The following is a 20,806-nucleotide window of genomic DNA, read 5'->3' as shown; positions in this document are numbered from 1 at the left end:
TCCCCGGCGCCTGAGGGTCAGTGCCGGCCGCGGTGGAGCCATGCGGGCCGGTAGGGCAAGATGTTCTGGTGACCCAACAGCCTGTGCCTTCCCCCGCTTCCACCTCCTCAAGCGTGACCGCCGAAGACCCCCTCTACGGCCAGATCGCCGATGAACTGGGGGTCAAGGCCTGGCAGGTGAAGGCGGCGGTAGGACTGCTCGACGCCGGGTCGACAGTCCCCTTCATCGCCAGGTACCGCAAGGAAGCCACGGGGACGCTCGACGACACCCAACTTCGCGACCTCGACGAACGCCTCCGCTACCTCCGCGAACTCGAGGACCGGCGTCGAACGGTGCTTGAAGCGGTTGAGGCGCAAGGCCAGTTGACGCCGGAACTCCGCAGGGCGATCCTGGCGGCGGACACCAAGTCCCGGCTTGAGGACATCTACCTGCCGTTCAAGTCCAAGCGCCGGACCAAGGCCCAGATTGCCCGGGAAGCCGGACTGGAACCGCTCGCGGACGCGCTGCTGAAGCGCCCGGACCTGCATCCTGAACGGGAGGCCGCTAAGTACCTGAACAGTGAGCACTCCATTGGCGATACCGCCGCGGCGCTCACCGGTGCCAGGGCAATCCTGGTGGAGCGGGTGGCCCAGGACCCAGACCTTGCCGCCACCCTGAGGGACCGGCTGTGGAGCCAGGGCCGGATGGTGTCCCGCGTCAAAAAGGGCAAGGAAACCGAGGGCCAGAAGTTCGCTGACTACTTCGAATTTGCGCAGGCCCCGGACCGGATGCCGTCCCACCGGGTGCTGGCGCTGCTTCGCGGCGAGAAAGACGGCATCCTGGACCTGGATCTCGCCGAAGCCGACCCCTCCGACGACGCCGCACTGGCCGCCGCCAGGGCACGCTACGAGTCCGCGGTGGCCAGGTTCCTCGGCGTCGCCGACCGCGGCCGTCCCGCCGACGCCTGGTTGCTGCAAACCGCCCAGGTGGCATGGCGGTCGCGTGTCCTTGCCCGGCTCACCGCCGACCTGCGGGGCCGGATGTTCGCCGCTGCGGAGGACGAAGCCGTGCGGGTGTTCGCCGCCAACCTGCGCGACGTCTTGCTGGCCGCGCCCGCCGGGAACCGTGCCACCCTGGGACTCGACCCCGGGCTGCGGACCGGAGTGAAAGTCGCCGTGGTGGACGGTACCGGCAAAGTGGTCGCCACGGACACGGTGTACCCGCACGCGCCGGCGCGAAAATGGGACGAAGCCCTAACCACCCTGGTGCACTTGGCCCGCCGGCACTCGGTCGAACTCGTGGCGATCGGCAACGGGACCGCGTCGCGCGAGACGGACAAGCTCGCCGCGGAACTGATCAAGCTGCTGCCGGACGTGGACCGAAAGCCACAAAAGCTCGTCGTGTCGGAAGCCGGCGCCTCGGTCTACTCAGCGTCGGCGCTCGCAGCCGCCGAACTCCCGGGGATGGACGTTTCGCTCCGCGGCGCCGTGTCCATTGCCCGGCGCCTGCAGGATCCACTCGCCGAACTCGTCAAGATCGATCCCAAGTCCATCGGCGTGGGCCAGTACCAGCATGACGTGACAGCGTCCAAGCTGGACCGTAGCCTTGACGCCGTGGTGGAGGACTGCGTGAACGCCGTGGGCGTGGACGTTAACACAGCTTCACCCGCGCTGTTGAGCCGGGTGGCCGGCGTCGGACCATTGCTGAGTGAAAACATCGTGGCGTACCGCAATGAATACGGGCCCTTCTCCAAGCGGACCGACCTGAAGAAAGTCCCGCGGCTGGGCGCCAAGGCGTTCGAGCAATGCGCCGGCTTCCTCCGGATCACCGGGGGAGCGGAACCGCTCGACGCCTCAAGCGTGCACCCGGAATCGTACGCCGTGGCGAGGAAGATTCTGGTGGCCGCCGGGTCGGCGCCCGCGTCATCCCTGGACCCCCGGAACTTCGTCGACGATACCTTCGGGCTCCCCACGGTCAAGGACATCCTGGCCGAGCTGGATAAACCCGGCCGGGACCCACGCCCCGCCTTCGCCGCAGCCACCTTCTCGGAGGGGATCGAGAAGATCTCGGACCTCAAGCCCGGCATGGTCCTGGAAGGGACGGTGACCAACGTTGCGGCGTTCGGGGCGTTCGTGGACGTGGGAGTGCACCAGGACGGACTGGTTCACGTTTCGGCCTTGGCCAACCGGTTCGTCTCCGACCCCCGCGAGGTGGTCAAGTCCGGGCAAGTGGTGCGCGTCAAAGTCTTGGAGGCTGATCCGGAACGGAAGCGGATTTCGCTGACCCTAAGGCTCGACGACGAACCGGCCGGCGGCGGGGCAGCTTCGGGGCGGGGCCCGGGCGCCGGTAAGACGGAGCGGACCGGAAAGCCTGAGCGCGGCGGAAAACCTGACCGCGGCGAGCGTGGTGACCGCCCCGACCGCCAACAGCCAAAGCAAGCGGCCGGAGCGCCCGGCTCTGTCCGGTCGGCTCCCAAACCCCAGCCCGGCAGCAATACGGCCATGGCCGAGGCGCTCCGGAAAGCCGGCCTGGCTTAGCAGCCTTGCGGTGAGCCCGGACACGCTGTTATCCGGGCCCACCGATCATGCGCGGCCGTCCGAACCTGGTCCGGACTCCCGGCGAATAGAGCACTGAATCCGGCGGCCCGTCAACAGTGATCCCGGCAGCTCCAATCAGTCCATCGGTTAGCTGCCGCACCTCCGCGTGGAAGAGCGGCCACGCCTGGTGGGTGTTCGGCACGTAGGCGGTGCGGCCCAGAAAGCGGCCGTGCATCCCGAACCTCGCGGTCAGGAAGACAGACAGGGAATCAGAGGCCGGCTCCCGGAGCTTGGGGACGACCACGAAGTCGCTCCGTGCTCCCGTGCTGCCAAACCGGCGCACGGTGTAGCCGACTGGAAATTCATCAGTGGACCCGGCAGCGTCTCCGCCGGGATGCTGTGTTCGGCTCCTGGCGTCCGGAAAGGGCGGACGTTGCCGGATACGCGACCAGACGTAGGGGATGCCAGCCGCCCGTGTGGCCAGGACCACCGGCAGCCGGTTCGCATCCAAGCTCAGGAACACCACTCCGCGGGTCCCGTCCGGCTCTCGGGAGTACAGCCGGACGTTCACCTCGTTGAAGCTGCCCAAGTACGGAATGCCGGGGCCGCGCCCAAGCGCCGCCTGCTCCATGCGAAAGCCGATCAAGCCCACCCATGAACTGCCGTCGAACACGTCCGGCCGGATTCCCGCAGGCATGAACGCGGCTGCGTCCGCCTCCGGGATGCGCCAGTGAAGGAAGACGGCCTCAAGCCAGCGTTGGTCGGAGAACACCGGTGCGGGCAGTTCCGGCGGCCGAGGCCACACCCCTGCCGCACTTGCACTTCCGGTCACAGTCAATCGACTCCTTCGCTGGGCACGGCCGCGGACACTCGACGCTGCTAGTTCAAGGGACGAGTGCCCTCCGGAAGCTGTCCGCCGGCGAGCAACGCGGCCGCGGCGTCAGCCAGTGCGGTCAGTGCCACGCGCTGTGTCCACGGACCGTAGGAGATGCGGGCGACCCCCAGTTCCTGCAGCCGGGCCGGGGGAAGGGATCCGGGAACGTTGATGACTGAGACCTTGTTCCAGCCAATGCCCTCCACCAGCGCGGTGACCGTCGGCTCATCCAGCAGCCCGGGTACGAAGACCATGGTGGCACCCACGTCCAGGAAGGCCCTGCCGCGGGCGATGGCGTCCGCCAGCACCTCGCCGGCATCCCGGTCCTTGCCCTTGAGGAAGGCGTCGGTCCGGGCGTTGAGGACGAAATCGATGCCTTCCGTCGATGCCGCGTGCACCACCTCCGACATTTGGTTGACCGCATCGGCCAGCGGCCGCATCTGGTCCTCGATGTTTGCTCCGACGATGCCGACGCCAATGGCTTTGCGGGTGGTCTCCCCGGGGTTGCCGTAGCCGGACTCCAGATCGGCACTGACGGGAAGGTGCGTGGCGGCGGCGATGCGGCCAACGGCGGCGATCATCTCGTCGACGGGAATGTTCTCGCCGTCTTCATAGCCCAGCGAGGCCGCGATGGAGTGGCTTGCCGTGGCGAGGGCGGTGGTGCCCGGGACATCCGTGATGACTTTGGCAGTGATGGCATCCCACACGTTGACCACTTGAAGGATCTCAGGGGCTTGATGGAGTCGGAGCAGTTCGGACGCTTTGGTGCGAAGAGTTTCAGCCATGGCTGAAGCCTAACGGACGTTGCAAGGGTAACGGCGGGGCGTAGCGCAAACCTGTATTCTATGCGCGGATTAGCGCCTGCCATGGATGGGCCCGACGGCGCGGTCCCAGGCGCCCTTATTCGGCAGGGGCGGAGGCTCCGGGGTGGGCTGCCGCCGGGTCCTTTTGCCAAGGCCAGCGACCCGTGATCTCAAGTTCCAGGGAAAAGCTGAGGAACGTCCTGATCAGCACAATGACGGCCAACACTCCGACGCTTTCGAACGTCGGAGTGACCGCAACAGTGCGGATGATGTCCGCAGCGACCAGTAACTCAAGGCCCAGGAGGATCGAACGGCCCAGCGACTGGCGGTATGAGCGGTAGAAGCTCAGCCTCTTCGCCCCGGCAGGGACCTGCCGCGGCTGGTATCCGCGGATCGCCAGCGGGAGGGACACCAAGGCCCCAATCACCATGACCGCAACCCCTGCAAAATCGACCAGCTGGCCGGTGGCTTCAATGACCTGCCTGAATTCCATTCCCTGCCTTACTTAGAGCCAGGCATGTGCCGCCCGACGTGGAACCGACTGGGGTGCGGGGCCGGGCTACGGATGGCGGCTGCCGTTCCCTGCGATGACGTCCCTGTACCCTTCCCTGAAGGTGGGAAACGTGAACTTGAACCCGGTACTTCGCAGCAAGTCATTCCGGCAGCGCTTGTTCCCGCCGCGGGCGGGACCTGCATCGCCCACCTGGGGTTCGGGAAGCCCCAGTTCGGATGCCAGGAAACGCAGTACGGCACCAAGATCGGCCGGTTCGTCGTCCACGCCGACGTAAACCGGGGCAAGGGCATCCGCCATGGTAGCCAGGTGCACGATCGCCGCCGCGGCGTCATCCCGGTGGATCCTGTTGGTGTAGCGCGCGTCTTCCGGAATGACGGCGGAGCCGCTCCGCACCTGGTCGATCAGCCTGGTCCGCCCCGGTCCGTAGATGCCACCCAGCCTGAGGGCCGTGGTGGCGCTTGTGCCGGAAAGCCGGCTGTGCAGGAGCTCCTCAGCCTCAAGCAGCACCTTCCCGGAAAAACCGCCCGGGTTCGGCTCCGTTGCCTCATCCACCCAGCCGCCCGCCGCGTCACCGTACACCGCCGTGGAAGACACAAAGAGGACGCGTTCCGGGGTTACGCCGTCCTGCTCCAGCGCATCCAGCACATGTGCCACGCCGCGTACATACGCAGTACGGTATGCCTCCTCTGAGGGGGCATCAGCCGCAACAGCTATGACGACGGCGGTGGTGTCCGCCGGGATCGGCGGCAGGTTGGCGGATCCGAGGTCAGCCGTGGCGCCCTCGATGGCGGCCGGCAGTTTTTCGGGGACCGCCGCCACCCGACGACCCTGTGGCCCAGGGCGGCGAACCGCAGGCCTGCTTCGGTGCCCAGGTCGCCGCACCCCGCCAGCAGAACAGTCATGGCTACGGGGCCTCGACCGGAAAGAACACCCGGGGGTCCTGCAGCAGGGCGGGGTAGGCGAAGGCTGAACGGTCGATGATCTCCAAAACCTCGAAAGTCCTGCCGAAGCGGCCGTCATCGAGGGTGATGGGACGGCCTACCACCTGGCCGAGCGCGAACTTTGCCCCGTGTTCCAGCGGGACAGCAACGGGCGTCTTCCCCGGAAGGGTGCGGAATGCCTCCTCCTGCGCCTGCCGCTTTCGGGTGGGCTTCTTCACCTGGGGCTTGGGCGGCGCCTTCTTCGGGGCCCGGGACGGACGCCGGGAACCGTCGTCAACATAGACCGGGGCGTAACCGTCGTCCCCGGCTGACGCCGCTGCCGAAGCGTTCCGGTTCACCGCCGGAAGTGCCACCGTGGTGAGCGACTGCGGGTCGACGTCCTCATGGGGGTCCCGGAGGATCCACAACAGGTCCCCTTCCGGCTCCTGCGGCAGGAACTCGTGCCGCGGCTCCGGCCAGACGTAGTCCATTGCCGGAATGGCATCGGGGAAAACGGAGGCGTAGAACTTGGGTTCCTTGTGCACCAGCTTGGACCGGTGGCTCAGGTGGAAGTCGGGCTCCCCGAGCCACGGCGGCATGATGATCCTGGCGGCGTAGTCCGGATGGGCTGCCTGCGGCGCGAACTCGGCGATGTTGGCCCGTGTGTTATCCGGGTGGCCCCGTTCCATCCACTCGTCCACCATCGCGAGCCCGTACATCGTGAGGGCAGGAACGTGGCCCATCCACATCCGGATCGCCGGGTGGGTCTGCCAGCCGTATTCGGGGATCACCAGGGCACGGAGGGTTTGCAGCGCTTCAACCCGCTGCTTGCCCAGCCGCGCGGTGTCCAGGGCTGCGGCACTTTGGCGGAAGTCAGGGTACGGGAGGAAAGTTTGCATCCATTCAGTCTGACGGCAGCCGGCGGAAGTGCCAATTGCTGTGCCGGCGGCCACATTCCCTGGCCGGCCCGCGGGCGCGGTCTGCGCCACCAAGCCTGTCCAGATAATGGACGCATACATACGGCTCCCAGGTTAAACCACTACGATCTCGGCAACCACCCCAGCGTTTTGGAAGCTCACTCATGACATCTACACCTGAAAAGTCCACAGCCGCCGCCCGCCCGGCGCTGCCCCGCTACGGACAGATGCTCGGCCCCGAAGCCCAGGGCATCCTGGTCCTCGACGAGTTCACCATCGATCCCGCAGCCGCCCGGAAGGACCAACACCGTTTCCGCGACGGCATGGCCGCCGTCGCCCGGACCGTCCGCCGGATAGCCGCCCTGCGCGTGGTGATCGCGCTGGTCGCCATCGGAAACCTGCCCCTGTTCCTGCTCTCAAGCGGATGGTGGATCTACGGCGTCTCGCTCGCCCTCGTCGTCGCGGTACACAGCGCCGTGACACTGCTGAACCGGCACGAGCCCCGGCTCAAGCAGCGCTCCGCGCTTGAACTGCACATGCATCGCGAACGCAGCGCCAACTATCGCAAGGTTCGCGACGCCGTGAAGTACATGATCGACACCCCCAGCCGCATGAACGAGCACCTCTACCTGGAACTGCTGGCCGTCAAGCGGGTGGCACTGAACCTTGCGCACGGCACGGTGGCTCTCCTGGATACCAGCGACGAGTCCGCCTGGAAGGTGCGGATCGTCCGCGAACTGCCCGTCGCCTGACTGCCCGTCGCCTGGCTGTCCGGCGCGTCCCCGCCGCGGCAGCGGACACCGGTTTAAAGAACGACGCCGGCACACCCCTTGTGGGGGCGTGCCGGCGTCGTCTTTTTGGTCAACGGAATTTGTCTATCGCCGACCTGTCTTTGGCGCCTTGGGAGGCGGTGCGGCCGAGGCCGCTGCCGTTACGCGGGGAGCTGGATGACCTGTCCTTCGAACACCAGGTTCGGATCGGAAATGGTATCCAGGTTGGCGTCGGCAAGGTGCTGCCAGCCGCCCTGGATCCCCAGCTTCTGGGCAACGATGCTCAGGGTGTCGCCGGCCTGCAGGGTGTAGGTTTCACCGCTGAGCGGAACGGACGTTGCATGCCGCGGAGCCTGCTGCACGGGTGCGCTCTGCACCTGGGTGGCCTGCTTGACCGGGGTGCTCTGGACGGGCGCGCTCTGCACCGGCGCACCGCCCCCGCCGCTCAGGCCCAGCTGCGACGCGCAGGAGGGCCAGGCTCCCCAGCCCTGGGAAGCCTGGACCCGTTCGGCCACCGCGATCTGCTGTTCGCGGCTGGCGTCCGCCGGGGAGCCGGTGCCGCCGTAGGCAGCCCACGTGCTTGGGGTGAACTGCAAACCGCCGGAGAAGCCGTTGCCGGTGTTGGTGGACCAGTTGCCACCGCTCTCGCACTGGGCCAAGGAGTCCCAGGTGGAAGCGGGGGTTGCCGCGTTTGCGGCGGTGGCTGAGAGGGCCAGGCCTGCCGCTGAGACGGCGGCAAGGGTGATTCCACGGCGTGCGGCAGTACGGATTTTGGTGTTGTTCATGATGTGATGCTCCCGAGGGCCACCAGCGCTGGTTCCGTCCCCGGAGATCGTCGCGCTACTGCCCACCCCTGACAAATAGAGGTCAACGTCGGTGGCTGCCGCTGGGCAGTTCTGGTGGAGGCAGCACCGGGCAATCAAGAAAGCCCGCCAAACGGGCATGCATTTCACGCTAGGACATAGCCTTGGCGTTATCAAATCGGGACTGCGCCGGGTGTTGGCTGGCAGTTTCCTGGCCGAGTGCGGCCGCCAGGTAGGGGGCCGTCCGGCTTTCCGCGGAGTGCGCGACAGCCGCGGGTGTGCCCGCGGCCATGATGCTGCCGCCTTTGTCCCCTCCGGACGGCCCAAGATCAATGACCCAGTCAGCACCGGCCACAACGGCCATATCGTGTTCAACCACCACCACGGAGTTTCCGGCGTCCACCAGGCCGTGGAGCTGTGCCATCAGCAGCTGCACGTCCGCAGGGTGCAGCCCGGTGGTGGGCTCATCGAGCAGGTAGAGTGTGTGTCCGCGCTGCGCCCGCTGCAGTTCTGTGGCGAGCTTGATCCGCTGGGCCTCGCCGCCGGAAAGCTCCGTGGCGGGCTGTCCCAGCCGCAGGTAGCCCAAGCCGACGTCGCGCAGGCTCGTAAGGCTCCTCGCCGCGGCGGGAACGTCCGCCAGGAATTGGGAGGCGGCGTCCACGGTCATGGCCAGGACCTGGGCCACGTTCAGGCCGTGATATTCCACTTCAAGGGTTTCGGGGTTGTAGCGGGACCCGCCGCACTCCGGGCACGGGCCGTAGCTGCCGGGCAGGAACAGCAGTTCCACTGCCACGAACCCCTCGCCTTGGCAGGTCTCGCAGCGTCCGCCGGCCACGTTGAAGGAGAACCGCCCGGCGCCGTAGCCGCGGGCCTTGGCTTCATCCGTGGCGGCGAAGACTTTCCGGACCGCGTCGAAGAGCCCGGTGTAGGTGGCCAGGTTGGAACGCGGCGTCCGTCCGATCGGTTTCTGGTCAACCTTTACCAGCCGGTCGATCCGTTCCAGTCCGGACACCGGGCCGACGCTGAGCGGGGCGCTGAGCTCCCCTTGGTCCACTCCGTCGTCGGCTGCGTCCGTGGATGTCGCGGCCCCCGGTCCGTCGGGACGCAGCCAGCCGCCTGCCACCTCGGCCAGGACCTGGCTGACAAGCGTGGACTTCCCGGACCCGGAGACACCCGTGACAGCGGTCAGGACACCCAGGGGGAATTCAGCGTCGAGGTTTTGCAGGTTGTGGCGGCTGATGTCCCGCAGCTCCAGCCACCCAGCCGGTTCTCGGTCACGGGCCGGGGCGTCGTCGTCCGCTTCCCGACCGGAGAGATCCGGGAACAGGTACGGCCTGGTGACCGAATCCTCCACCCCGGCCAGCCCGTCCACCGGACCGCTGTAGAGCACCTCACCGCCGCCCTCGCCGGCGCGCGGACCCACGTCCACCAGCCAATCGGCGTGGCGGACAACGTCCATGTTGTGCTCCACCACGAACACCGAATTGCCGGAAGATTTCAGTTGCTCCAGCACCTCCAAAAGGGGCTCTGCATCGGCAGGATGGAGCCCTGCAGAGGGCTCATCGAGCACGTAGACCACGCCGAACAGCCCGGAGCGCAGCTGGGTGGCGATCCGCAGCCGCTGCATCTCGCCGGGGGAGAGCGTGGGCGTGGAGCGGCCCAGGGCCAGGTAGCCCAGCCCCAGGTCCAGCAAAACGGTGACGCGCTGGAGCAGGTCGCGGGTGATGGCGACGGCCACCTCGTTGGCTTCGCCGGAAGACTGCTTCCTGGACGCCGTCCCGGCTGAGGCCAGCTCGGTGGTGGGGCGGATGATGCCCGCCAGCTCTGTCAGTGGTACCGCGTTGAGCTCGGCGATCGTCCGCCCCGCGAACGTCACTGCCAAGGCCTCAGGCCGCAGGCCGCTGCCACCGCACAGGGGGCACGGACCGGATTCCATGTATGCAAGCACGCGTTCGCGCATGGACGCGCTCTGCGAATCGGCCAGGGTGTGGAGGACGTAGCTCCTGGCGCTCCAGAACCGGCCCTTGTACGGTTTGGCCACGCGGTCGCGCTGCGGAGTGACTTCCACCACCGGCTGCTCCTCCGTAAAGAGGATCCAGTCCCGGTGCTTCTTGGGCAGCTTCCGCCAGGGGATGTCGACGTCGTAGCCCAGGTGGGTGAGGATATCCCGCAGGTTCTTTCCCTGCCAGGCGCCGGGCCACGCGGCGATGGCACCCTCGCGGATGCTCAGCGACGGGTCCGGGACCAGCGAGGCTTCGGTGACGGTGTGCGCCACACCCAGGCCGTGGCACTCCCTGCAGGCACCCGCGGCCGTATTGGGGGAGAAGGCATCCGAGTCCAGCTGTGGGCTGCCCTCCGGGTAGGTACCGGCGCGCGAGAAGAGCATCCGCACCGAGTTGGAGAGCGTAGTGACGGTCCCCACCGTGGACCTGCTGCTGGGGACGCCGCGGCGTTGCTGGAGTGCGACGGCGGGAGGCAGGCCGCTGATCAGCTCCACCTTGGGGTTGTGGCCCTGCTGGATGAGGCGCCGGGCGTACGGGGCGACGGACTCGAAGTAGCGCCGCTGCGCCTCGGCGTAGATGGTGCCGAACGCCAGGGACGACTTGCCCGAGCCCGAGACGCCGGTGAACGCCACGATCGCGTCACGGGGGACATCCACGTCCACGTTCCGGAGATTGTTCTCGCGCGCTCCGCGGACCCGGACAAACCCGTCCGCTGCGGGGCTGGGAGCCGGGTGCTGCAGGTCATCAGTGTGCTTGGCGTTCTGCATTGGTTCGACTCTAGTGGTGATTCGGCCGCCGGGCATTATCCTGTCCGGATGGAAACCTACGCCGGCGGCAGCACCATGCCCGAATCCGAAACGGTCCCCGCGGAACCCGCGGTCCCCGCCAAGCCCCTCCCGGTGGCCGAACTGCACCTGCATATCGAAGGTACGCTTCAGCCTGAGCTCATCTTTGCCCTGGCCGAACGCAACGGCATTGTCCTGCCCTACTCCGGGTTGGAGGAACTCCGCGAAAAGTACGAGTTCACGGACCTGCAGTCCTTCCTGGACCTCTACTACGCCAACATGGCCGTACTGCGTACCGAGCAGGACTTCGCGGACATGACCCGTGCCTACCTTGAGCGGGCTGCCGCCGCTGGTGTCCGGCACGCCGAAATCATGATGGATCCCCAGGCGCACCTTTCCCGCGGCGTCCCGCTGGAAGCATGCGTCAACGGCGTGGCCTCGGTCCTGGCCACGTCCCGGGAGGACTACGGCATCTCCACCATGCTCATTGCTGCCTTCCTCCGGGACCTTCCGGAAGACTCGGCGCTGGAAGTCCTGGACGGCCTGCTGGCCATGGACGCGCCCATCGGAGCCATCGGCTTGGACTCGGCCGAGGTCGGGAACCCGCCTTCAAAGTTCGAGCGGCTCTATGCAAAGGCCCGCGCGGCGGGCCTCCGGCTGACGGCGCACGCAGGGGAGGAGGGCCCGGCGTCGTACATCATTGAGGCACTGGACCTCCTGGGCGTGGAACGCATCGACCACGGGATCCGCTGCATGGATGACGCCGACCTGGTAGAGCGCCTGGTTGATGCCCGGATTCCCCTCACCGTTTGCCCGCTGTCGAACGTGCGCTTGAGGGCAGTGGACACCCTCGCGGACCATCCGTTGCCCGCCATGCTGGCCGCGGGCCTGAACGTCTCGGTCAATTCGGACGATCCTGCGTACTTCGGCGGTTACGTGGATGACAACTTCGCCCAACTGACCGCGGTGTTTGAGCTGTCCGACTTTGACAGGGCCCGCCTGGCAGCGAATTCCATCCACTCTTCCTTCGCCTCGGAGGAGCGGAAAGCTGAGCTGCTGGAGGAATTGAACAGCCGGGAAGCCACCGCCTGAGCACCCACTGTGCCGCGGGCAACAGTGCGGCTCCCGGGCCGGTAAACTGGGAGCCGCAGGCGTGTCTGGGGAGTGCAAGGCAGCACCCATGTCAGCGCTTGAGGGTTATGCAGCCGGCCCTTACCCGAGACCTCCGCCTCACTTGCGGGACTATCCGCTTCATAGTCGGTCACGACACGCAGAGTTAACCAATTAAAGTCGCGCGATTTAATAGGCAGTTGGCAAGATGCCTAAGACCGATCGCTTTTATATAAGGGGAATCATGGCCAAGTCCACCGCAGAAAACACCTATCTTCGTCTCAAGACCGTCCTGGATGTCCTGACCGAAGGCGTGTGGTCCGGCGATGCACTGAATGCTGGCCAGGTCTTGGCGGAAGCAACGGCCCGCGTGCCTTTCAATGAGCACGAAGCCGAACTCCTCAGCGGCGGAATTCCCCGCGGCCACAAGACCCTTACCTCGGCGACCGCCAAGCTGGTCAAGGCCGGCTGGCTGGTCAAGGGCCGTACCGGCTGGACCATCACCGAGGACGGGATGCGCGCCACGGTTGCCTTCCCCGACGCGGTTACTTTCGCCTCAGCGCTCGACGCCGGCACCCCCGTCCCTGCCGACACCCCGGTCCCCACCGCTCCCGAAGGCTTTGTCCGCCCGGTCTCCGCAGCTGCTTCCGTCCTGGAAGTTCCGGCCAAGGATGACGCTAAAGCGGCGAAGAAGGCTCCCGCCAGGAAAGCACCGGCCAAGAAGGCGGCCGCCGCCGTGGGCAAGGCCGCCAAGGCCATCGAAGACGCCGTCGAACCTGTGGTGAAGGCTGTCCGGAAGAAGGCGCCGGCGAAGGCCAAGGCCGAAACCGCGGTGCCGGCAACCGAACCGTTCGAGGGTCCGGATGTCGAAACCCACCCGCAGCCGGAGGCCGTGGCACTGGCCGGCGACTTCAACACCATCCTGGGCGCACCGGAGAACTGGGCGCCGCAGTACGACGAAGCGCAGATGGAGTTCGACTTCCTGGACCAGCTCTGGAAGAAGAGCGCCGAGCTTCCTGCCGGTTACTACACCTTCAAGATCGCCCTGAACCGCTCTTGGGACGAAAACTACGGTGCTTTCGGTGCGTTTGACGGCCCCAACCATGAACTGCACCACGCCGGCGGCACGGTGACCATCCGCTACAACCACGCCACCCGCGACATCACCATCAACTAGCCGGTATCTCCTCCCGGCCCTGGCAGGAAGCCGCGCCTTCAGTGCGTTAGGTGCCGCGGCCGGGAGGAAGTTGGCCGGTCCTGAGGAGGAACACCATGGGCAGGCACGCAGGGACACCGAAGGACGATTCGGCTGGGGGTGCCGTGCGGCTGGATGCCCGGGTGCTCGGCATTGTCCAAGGTGTGGGCTTCCGGTACTGGACCATGGCCAAAGCGGAGGAACTGGGATTGTCCGGTGAGGTGGCCAACCTCGACGACGGATCGGTGTCAGTCGTGGCCGAAGGACCCGAGCCCAAGGTCCGGCAGCTCCTGGAGTGGCTCAACTCCGGCAGCACCCCCGGCCGGGTGGAACGGGTGGACGGGTCAACGTCCCCAGCCGGGGGAGGCTTCCGCGGTTTCCGGGCATACTGACCGTGAGGTCCCAAGCTTGCGTCCCTACACCCCCAGGAACTACTCCCGCGGGCTGAGGCCGATGAAGGCGCCGAGTTCCTCCAGGGCCGACGGCTTATGCGGCATGTAGCTGGTGAGCTCGGGAGAGCGGATGATGACGGCCCGCCACTGCCCGCGCGACACTGCCACGTTGATGCGGTTCCGGTTAAGCAGGAATTCCGCGCCGCGCGGAGCCTCCGCTACCGCCGAACAGGCCATGGAGACGAACACCACCGGGGCTTCCTGGCCCTGGAACTTGTCCACCGTGCCCACCCTTACCTCCGGCAGCCCGGCTTCGGCCAACACCCTCCGGACCAAATGCACCTGGGCGTTGTAGGCGGCCACCACCATCAGATCCTGCTGCCCCAGCGGCCGTGACCCCGCGTCCGGGCCGCAGGTCCACTTCAGGCCGAGGTGGCGGCGCGCCTGCCGCACCACCTCCTCCGCCTCTTCCCTGGACGCCGTGGCATTGCCGCTGTGGTTGACGAACACCGTCTCCACCCCGGGCGGCAGCCCATCGAGTTCGCGCTGGCCCGCGGCCGGCGCGGACTGCAGCTTGCCGTCGTAGCTGAGGTTCGAAACTGCCCTGCACAGCTCCGGGTGCATCCGCCATGTGTCGGCGAGGAAGTAGCCCAGGTTCGTGGGAAGGGTTGCATGCCCCGCGGCGAGCCAGCCCAGGGCTGATTCGTCCACAGGTTCCGGATGTGCCCCTTGGGTGACCTGGGGAGCTGCTGCGGATCGCCCAACAAGAGCAGGCGATTCGCCGCGCGGGAGACCGCCAGGGTGTTGGCCAGCGAGAACTGGCCGGCTTCGTCGATCACCAGCAGGTCCAGGGACCCGGCGGGGACTTCCTTGCCGGTCATGGTCCACGCGGTGCCGCCCACCAGGCAGCCGCCGGGCGCGGCCAGCAGGCGTCCCACATCACGATCATCCGTTGCCGTCCACGGGACAGCGTGGGGCGCGGCGAGCTTTTTGGCCACAACGGAAGGGTCCACGCGGCCGGCCTCGACGGCACGGCAGAGGAGGTGTTCCACCACATTGTGCGACTGCGCAACCACCCCCACCTTCCAGCCCGCCCGCACCAGCTCGCCGATCACGTGCGCGCCGATGTGGGTCTTGCCAGTTCCCGGGGGGCCTTGAATGGCCAGGTACGAGGTATCGAGGTCCCGCAGGGACGCGGCAATGGCTCCGGCGTAGTCGACGGTGCCGTCCTGCAGGTGCCGGACCTCGGCCGGGGCGTCCAGGCTGTGGAACCGCGGGGGCACCTTGCGCAGGATGTCCAGGCCCGGCTGTGCGGGCAGTCCGGGCACGGTGGAGCCGACAGACCTGGCAAGTTCCGCGATGGCGGCCTCAATGTTGTCTGTGGGTATGGGGGTGTCCTCGGTCAGCGCCATCGGCAGGTGCGGGTAAGCGCCGACCCTTCCGGATTCCCGCTCCGAGATGGTGATGATGGTGTGCTCCGGGTTGTCCGGCGCCGCCGCGAGGTCGTGGATGCGGGTCTTGAAGGCATAGGCCCTGGCCTGTGGTGTTGCATTCGGAGCAGCCATGCCCTCGGGCCCTGGGGCCTCATACAGCCGGCACCAGCTCGAATCCACCCGGAAATCGGAACCTTCCGTCATGGTTCCGCGGAGCTGCACGACCCTGGTCCGCAGCCGTTCCCGTGGTTTGGCGATGGCCCAGTCCGAAATGACCTCCGCCGATGACACGGTGAACACGTTCCGCTGGTCCGTCCAGTTCTCCAGGGGCGCTTCGACGCGGTCGAAATGCTGCCACCAAAACTGTTTCCGCTCGCGCCGGTGGTAGCCGGTGGCCGCTGCCACCATGGCGACGGCCCGCTCATCGTTGGTCCAGGGCCGGTCATCGGGAAGGGCCGACAAGTACTCGCGCAGCCGCAGTTCCTCGGGGGTTTCGTCCGGCGCGTCCCGGGGCTCGTCGGGCGCGGCACTCCCGATTGGCGTGGCGGACGTTTGGCCATCGGCCCGTGCCGGTTCTGCGGTGTCCGGCGGCAGCCGGGCGGACCGGTTGTCCTGGACCGCCTGCGGGGCGATTTCCAAGAGCCAGTCCCGGAGCCGCAGGGTGGAAAGGCAGTCGTACCTGTTGTAGTCCGAAATGGAGGCCAGGACGGCATCGGCTTCGTCCCGGCGGCCGGCCTCCCGGGCGGCACAGTAAGCGGCATATGCCACCACGGAGGCGCCGGCATCCTTGACGTCCCCGGACCGCAGGTTGTCTCCCATGTACAGCGGTTCCAGCTTCTTGATGGAATACGAGGCCTCGGAGATCCGGATGGAATGCTTGACCGTGGCGTAGAGGTCCACCAGCAGTCCTTGCCGAAGCCAGTCGTCCACCGTGTCCTCGCCTGCCTGGTGCACCAGGGACAGATTCCGCAGGGCTGTCTTTTCATAGGCGGCGTAGTGATAGACGTGCATGTCCGGGTACGTCGCGCGCCGCTTCTCCACGTAGTCAAGGAACTCCAGGAAGGCGCGGCGTTCACCGGAGCGGGAATGCGCCCAGAACGGACGGAATGCGGGCTCCTTGCCGGCGTCCGTCCCGGGGGCCTCGATGACCCCGAAAAGGTATTCGATTCCCCAGGCACCGGTGGCTGGATCCTGCCAGAGCGGATCGCCTTCGAAGTCGAAGAAGATGTCTCCTGCGCTCGGAGCGGGAAGGGAACCGATCGCGTGGTCCGGGAGGACGGTGTAGGAGACCGTGTGAGGCTGCCCGTCTTTCATGAACGTGCGGGAGCCTGCGGCCGTGTCGAGGCCCAACTGCATCCGGGCTTGCGCGCGGAGGCGGGCCAGTGACCCCTGTGCATCCGTGACGGGCATGGCCGCGAGCTGGTCAATGGTGGTAACTCCGGCGGCATGAAGCTTCCGCCGTTGGACGACGGACATCCCGGCGACCATCAGGAGGTCCCGGTGGCGGGTCACCTGCTCGGCGCAGTAGTCGCAGCGGCCGCAATGCACGATGCCGGGCTGTTGCCACTGCACGGGGGCGTCTGAGGCCCGGTGGCCGGCTGTCAGGTACCGGAAACGCCGGCGCCGTTCCCGGAATACCGGAAGCAGGTCCGGCAGGGAATGGCTGCTTCGGAGCCAGTCGTCGCCGACACGGGTCCCCAGGACCAGCGTGACTACGGGGGAGGGATCCAGCCCCATCCCGAGAAGCTGGTCGCCGTAGGCAGCCAGTTGCAGCAGGGCCTCCACTTTGGCGTGCCGGGCAAGCTTGGTGTCCCAGACCTCGTACCGGCCCGGGTTTCCGGTGCCTGCGGCCTCGTTGACCAGGAAGTCGGCGTAGCCCAGGAACTCGCCGTCAAAGAAGGTTGCCTGGAACACCACGTCGGCGCCGGAGCGAAGGGCAAGTTCGGTTTCGGCGTGTTTTGCCTGCAGGTCACCGCGCAGGTTCAGGCCGCGCTCCAGGGAGTAGACGCCCGAGCCCCGGCTGGCATCCCACGGGCCATACCTGGCCACCAGGCTGCCGAGCACGGTCTGCTCATGCCGGTCGCCCAGTTCGCCGGCCCGCTTCTGCATCTCGTCCACCGGAAACTCCGCCTTGGGGGCACGACCCAGTTTTTCGTCCAGGATCCGGAGCGTGCGGTACTCACATTCGGAGGCCGCCACAAGGTCGCTGGCGGAGAAGACCAGGTCCGGCGGCGCGTCGGATCCGGCATGATGACCGGCAGCGTCCAGCAGAAACACGGGGCCTCCCCAACTGTTTGCGGGCCCGGAGTCGGTTCCCCGGGCCTGGAATCAAACCTAGCAAGAGGGGCTGACAATCAGATGCCGGGCCACCGGAACAGGTCTTCTGATCCGCCATTTAGAACGGGTGGGATGCGCTCTAGGCGAGGCGGGCAACACTCCGCCGTGAGGGACGCCGGGCGGCGGCGTCGGAGAACAATTCGGGGGTGGATTCCTGGATGCGCTGGACGTCCTCGAAAACGGCGCGAAGGTGCAGGCGCAGGCTGCTGTCCGCGTTGGAGAGGTCGTTGGCTTCCAGGGCGTCCACCACGGCCGTGTGCTGCTCGATCAGGGTGGAAATGGGCCGGGTGTCCAGCAGGCTCATCCGGCGCGCACGGTCCAGGTGCGCTTTGGCGGAGTTGACCGCACTCCAGGCTGATTCGTGTCCGGCCAGGCGCAGGAGTTCCCGGTGGAAGTCTTCGTCCAGCCGGAAGAATTCCTCCACGTCGCCGCCGGCGTCAGCATCCGACTGCGCCTTGAGGATTCCGCGCAGGACGGCGATGCCCTCCGTGTCCACGGCAAGGTCCCGCAGTGACGCGCACTCAATGGCTTCGCGGATGAACTGCGCTTCGGAGACGCGGGCCAAGTCCACCAGCGAGACGAACGAGCCGATCTGGGGAAAAACCTGGACCAGTCCTTCCTCCCGGAGCAGGATGAGGCTCTCGCGCACGGGTGTACGGCTGACGCCGAGTTCCTGCGCCAACTCGTTCTCGGACAGGGGCTCACCCGGTGGCAGTTGCAGCGAAATGATCCTGCCGCGGAGCGTCTCAAGGGTTTGGTCGCGTACCGAAAGCCGGGGGGTAGCGCCTCTTTTGTCCGTTGCCATGCCATCAGTCTAGCCCGTTGACACACTAGAATGGTAGTGCTTGTATGGTAGTAGAAATCGAAGTGCTGCCGGTCACTGATGCCCACCCCGTCCCAAGGGCCAGGCCGGGCAGTCCACAGCTTTCCGCTGTTCATACCCCCTCAACGCTCTTCCTCCCCTGAGACAGCATCACCTGCAAAGGAGCAACTGATGACCGAAAGCATTGCACCGCCCACCGGCAGCAAGGTTGAAGCCCGGAACACCCGCGACCTGGCAAAGGTGGCCGTTTCCGGCTGGCTTGGCACGGCGATGGAATTCATGGACTTCCAGCTCTACTCGCTGGCGGCCGCCATCGTCTTCAACAAGATCTTCTTCCCGGATGTCAGCCCCGTCATCGGCCTGATCGCCGCCATGGCCACCTACGGCGTGGGGTATGTTGCCCGCCTCTTCGGTGCCGTCTACTTTGGCCGCATGGGCGACCGGATCGGCCGCAAGAAGGTCCTGTACATCACCATCGCCCTGATGGGTGCCTCCACCACCCTGATCGGCGTGCTTCCCACGTACGCCATGGTGGGCATTTGGGCACCCATCCTCCTGGTGGCCCTGCGCCTTATCCAGGGCTTCGGAGCCGGCGCGGAAATCGCGGGCGCCACGGTCATGCTGGCGGAATTCGCCTCGGCACGCCGCCGCGGCATCATCTCCTCCCTGGTCTGCCTGGGCACCAACTCCGGAACCCTTGGCGCCTCGGCATTGTGGGCCATCCTGGTCAGCTCCCTTTCGCAGGAAGACCTGCTGAGCTGGGGCTGGCGCATCCCGTTCCTGGCCAGCTTCGTCATCATGCTGTTCGCCATCTGGATCCGCCGCTCCATCAAGGAAAGCCCGGTCTTCGAAGAGCGCGCTGACGTGGTGGACGGCGTTGCACTGTCCAAGCGCGAAATCGCCGCGGCCGAGGAGCTCGCAAAGACAAGCACCATCGAAGCGGCCCTGCACCAGAAGAAGGGCAAGGCATTCCTGATCGCTTTGGGCCTGCGCTTTGGCCAGGCCGGCAACTCCGGACTGGTGCAGACCTTTCTGGTGGGCTACCTTGCCACGGTCCTGATGACTGACAAGAGCGTGGGCACCAACGCGATCATGTATGGCTCGATCCTCGGCTTCGTCACGATTCCGTTGATCGGCCTCCTCGGGGACCGCTTTGGCCGCCGCCCCTTGTACCTGGCCCTGAGCGCCCTGACCGCCGTCTACGCGATCCCGATGATGCTCATGATCACCAGCGGCAACCCGACGGTCATCACCATCGCCATGGTCATCGGACTGAACCTCGGCGTGCTGAGCCTGTTCGCCATGGAAAGCGTCACCATGGCCGAATTCTTCGGAGCCCGCACCCGCTTCACCCAGCTGGCCCTCGCCAAGGAAATCGGCGGCATCCTGGCCACGGCCATCGGTCCGCTGCTGGCAGCCACCCTCACCGCTATCACCGGTCACTGGTGGCCGCTCGCCGCCATGGTCATTGGCTACTCGTTGATCACCCTGGTTTCCGCCGCTGTTGGCCCCGAGGTCCGCGGCCGCGACATGGTGCGCCTCGAGGACGCCGTATGAAGGCCGTCGTCGTGCACGGTGCCAACGACCTCCGCATCGATGAGCGGCCCGAGCCCGTCGCCGGGCCGGGAGAAGTAGTGCTCGACGTCGAATGGGGCGGTATTTGCGGCAGCGACCTTTCATACTGGCGCCACGGAGCGTCGGGAACCGCGGCGCTGAAGTCACCGCTCGTCTTGGGGCACGAGGTGGCGGGCCGGATCGCCAAGCTGGGCGCCGGCGTCGAACATCTCGAAGTGGGCCAGCCCGTCACGGTGCACCCGGCCGAACTGGTGGGGGAAGGCACCATGCCTGAGCGGCTCCGGGACAGGACCAACCTCTACCCGCAGATCCGCTACTTCGGCTCGGCGGCGTTCGACCCCCACACCGACGGTGGTTTCAGCGAACGGAAACTCGCCAAGGCATTCCAGGTCCGGCCCCTTCCGGACGGGGTGGACACCCTCCGGGGGGCACTCGCGGAGCCCCTCGCTGTCGCCATGCATGCCGTCGGCCGCGCCGGCAGCCTTCGAGGCCGCGACGTGCTGGTCAACGGTGCCGGGCCCATCGGGTCGCTGGTCACCGCGGCCGCAAAGTACGCCGGAGCCCGGACGGTGATCGCCACCGACATCAGTGACGCGTCGTTGCGGATTGCCAACGCCATGGGCGCCGACGAGGTACTGAACGTCTCGGACAAGGCACTTCCCACGGACATGGAACTCGTCTTCGAGGCCACCGGCATCCCCGCAGTCCTGGGCGGAGTCCTGCGCGCCACGGCCCGCGGCGGCACCATCATCCAGGTGGGCAACCTGCCCGGCACTCCCGCGGCTTCCGCGCTGGGGGACCTGGTCACCCGGGAAATCACCTGGATCGGTTCCTACCGGTTCGTGGACGAGATCACCGATGCCCTGCAGGCCATGAAAGAAGGCTTGGACGTTTCGCCGATCATCACCCACAAGTTCGGTATCGGCGACGCGGAGCAAGCAATGCAAATTGCCGCGGACCCGGCCGCGGGCAGCAGCAAGGTCATGCTCCGCCTCAGCATGGACTGACACCTACCTACCAAAACAGCGGTAAGTGC

The 20,806-nt window shown here is 66.8% G+C and carries 14 protein-coding genes and 2 pseudogenes; 7 read left to right on the top strand and 9 right to left on the bottom strand.

Annotated features, from left to right (window positions below):
• The first annotated feature begins 83 nt into the window (after nucleotides 1-83).
• A complete protein-coding gene (locus tag ACX5I6_RS00375; RefSeq protein ID WP_461841634.1) occupies nucleotides 84-2,516 on the top strand; it encodes a Tex family protein in 2,433 nt (810 codons plus the stop codon).
• 28 nt (nucleotides 2,517-2,544) lie between these two features.
• Here ACX5I6_RS00375 and ACX5I6_RS00370 read toward each other — a convergent pair whose 3' ends face one another.
• The 5 genes and pseudogenes from ACX5I6_RS00370 to ACX5I6_RS00350 all read right to left on the bottom strand — a co-directional run bounded on the left by ACX5I6_RS00370 (nucleotide 2,545) and on the right by ACX5I6_RS00350 (nucleotide 6,526).
• Nucleotides 2,545-3,348: a YqjF family protein gene (locus tag ACX5I6_RS00370; RefSeq protein ID WP_461839073.1), complete on the bottom strand. Its 804-nt coding sequence runs from the start codon at nucleotides 3,346-3,348 to the stop codon at nucleotides 2,545-2,547.
• Between the two features lie 47 nt (nucleotides 3,349-3,395).
• Nucleotides 3,396-4,175, bottom strand: a complete 780-nt coding sequence (locus ACX5I6_RS00365; RefSeq protein WP_461839072.1) for an isocitrate lyase/PEP mutase family protein — start codon at nucleotides 4,173-4,175, stop codon at nucleotides 3,396-3,398.
• Nucleotides 4,176-4,290: 115 nt separating this feature from the next.
• Nucleotides 4,291-4,686: a DUF1622 domain-containing protein gene (locus ACX5I6_RS00360; RefSeq protein WP_461839071.1), complete on the bottom strand. Its 396-nt coding sequence runs from the start codon at nucleotides 4,684-4,686 to the stop codon at nucleotides 4,291-4,293.
• A 66-nt stretch (nucleotides 4,687-4,752) separates the two neighbouring features.
• A pseudogene (locus ACX5I6_RS00355) lies at nucleotides 4,753-5,609 on the bottom strand (SDR family oxidoreductase).
• Nucleotides 5,610-5,611: 2 nt separating this feature from the next.
• Nucleotides 5,612-6,526, bottom strand: a complete 915-nt coding sequence (locus ACX5I6_RS00350) for an MSMEG_6728 family protein (protein ID WP_461839070.1) — start codon at nucleotides 6,524-6,526, stop codon at nucleotides 5,612-5,614.
• Nucleotides 6,527-6,708: 182 nt separating this feature from the next.
• Between ACX5I6_RS00350 and ACX5I6_RS00345 the strand changes: the two genes are divergently transcribed.
• Nucleotides 6,709-7,296 (top strand): hypothetical protein, encoded by a 588-nt coding sequence (locus ACX5I6_RS00345; protein WP_461839069.1) that lies wholly within the window; start codon nucleotides 6,709-6,711, stop codon nucleotides 7,294-7,296.
• A gap of 179 nt (nucleotides 7,297-7,475) precedes the next feature.
• Here the strand turns inward: ACX5I6_RS00345 and ACX5I6_RS00340 are convergent, their stop codons facing one another.
• Together ACX5I6_RS00340 and ACX5I6_RS00335 are read right to left on the bottom strand one after the other, a co-directional pair.
• Complete coding sequence (locus ACX5I6_RS00340; protein ID WP_461839068.1) at nucleotides 7,476-8,099, bottom strand: transglycosylase family protein; 624 nt, start codon at nucleotides 8,097-8,099, stop codon at nucleotides 7,476-7,478.
• Nucleotides 8,100-8,268: 169 nt separating this feature from the next.
• Entirely contained in the window at nucleotides 8,269-10,887 is a 2,619-nt protein-coding gene (locus ACX5I6_RS00335) for an excinuclease ABC subunit UvrA (protein ID WP_461839067.1), read from the bottom strand.
• Between the two features lie 48 nt (nucleotides 10,888-10,935).
• Here ACX5I6_RS00335 and ACX5I6_RS00330 point away from each other — a divergent pair, with 48 nt between their 5' ends.
• The 3 genes from ACX5I6_RS00330 (at nucleotide 10,936) to ACX5I6_RS00320 (ending at nucleotide 13,602) form a co-directional block, all read left to right on the top strand.
• Nucleotides 10,936-11,997 (top strand): adenosine deaminase, encoded by a 1,062-nt coding sequence (locus ACX5I6_RS00330; protein ID WP_461839066.1) that lies wholly within the window; start codon nucleotides 10,936-10,938, stop codon nucleotides 11,995-11,997.
• A 262-nt stretch (nucleotides 11,998-12,259) separates the two neighbouring features.
• Nucleotides 12,260-13,192 (top strand): pullulanase X25 domain-containing protein, encoded by a 933-nt coding sequence (locus ACX5I6_RS00325; protein ID WP_461839065.1) that lies wholly within the window; start codon nucleotides 12,260-12,262, stop codon nucleotides 13,190-13,192.
• Nucleotides 13,193-13,287: 95 nt separating this feature from the next.
• A complete protein-coding gene (locus ACX5I6_RS00320) occupies nucleotides 13,288-13,602 on the top strand; it encodes an acylphosphatase (RefSeq protein WP_461839064.1) in 315 nt (104 codons plus the stop codon).
• A gap of 39 nt (nucleotides 13,603-13,641) precedes the next feature.
• On the opposite strand, the pseudogene ACX5I6_RS00315 reads toward ACX5I6_RS00320, so the two are convergent.
• Both ACX5I6_RS00315 and ACX5I6_RS00310 read right to left on the bottom strand, forming a co-directional pair.
• A pseudogene (locus ACX5I6_RS00315) lies at nucleotides 13,642-17,312 on the bottom strand (TM0106 family RecB-like putative nuclease).
• A gap of 139 nt (nucleotides 17,313-17,451) precedes the next feature.
• A complete protein-coding gene (locus tag ACX5I6_RS00310) occupies nucleotides 17,452-18,177 on the bottom strand; it encodes a GntR family transcriptional regulator (RefSeq protein WP_285249162.1) in 726 nt (241 codons plus the stop codon).
• 189 nt (nucleotides 18,178-18,366) lie between these two features.
• Here ACX5I6_RS00310 and ACX5I6_RS00305 point away from each other — a divergent pair, with 189 nt between their 5' ends.
• Together ACX5I6_RS00305 and ACX5I6_RS00300 are read left to right on the top strand one after the other, a co-directional pair.
• Complete coding sequence (locus ACX5I6_RS00305; protein WP_285249163.1) at nucleotides 18,367-19,752, top strand: MFS transporter; 1,386 nt, start codon at nucleotides 18,367-18,369, stop codon at nucleotides 19,750-19,752.
• Nucleotides 19,749-20,777, top strand: a complete 1,029-nt coding sequence (locus tag ACX5I6_RS00300) for an L-idonate 5-dehydrogenase (RefSeq protein ID WP_461839063.1) — start codon at nucleotides 19,749-19,751, stop codon at nucleotides 20,775-20,777. Before ACX5I6_RS00305 ends, ACX5I6_RS00300 begins: the two co-directional genes overlap by 4 nt.
• Nucleotides 20,778-20,806: the final 29 nt, after the last annotated feature.

Source organism: Arthrobacter sp. MMS24-T111 (genome assembly GCF_054888995.1).
Note: the sequence above shows the minus strand (reverse complement) of the source record. Positions and strands in the feature narration are given on the sequence as shown.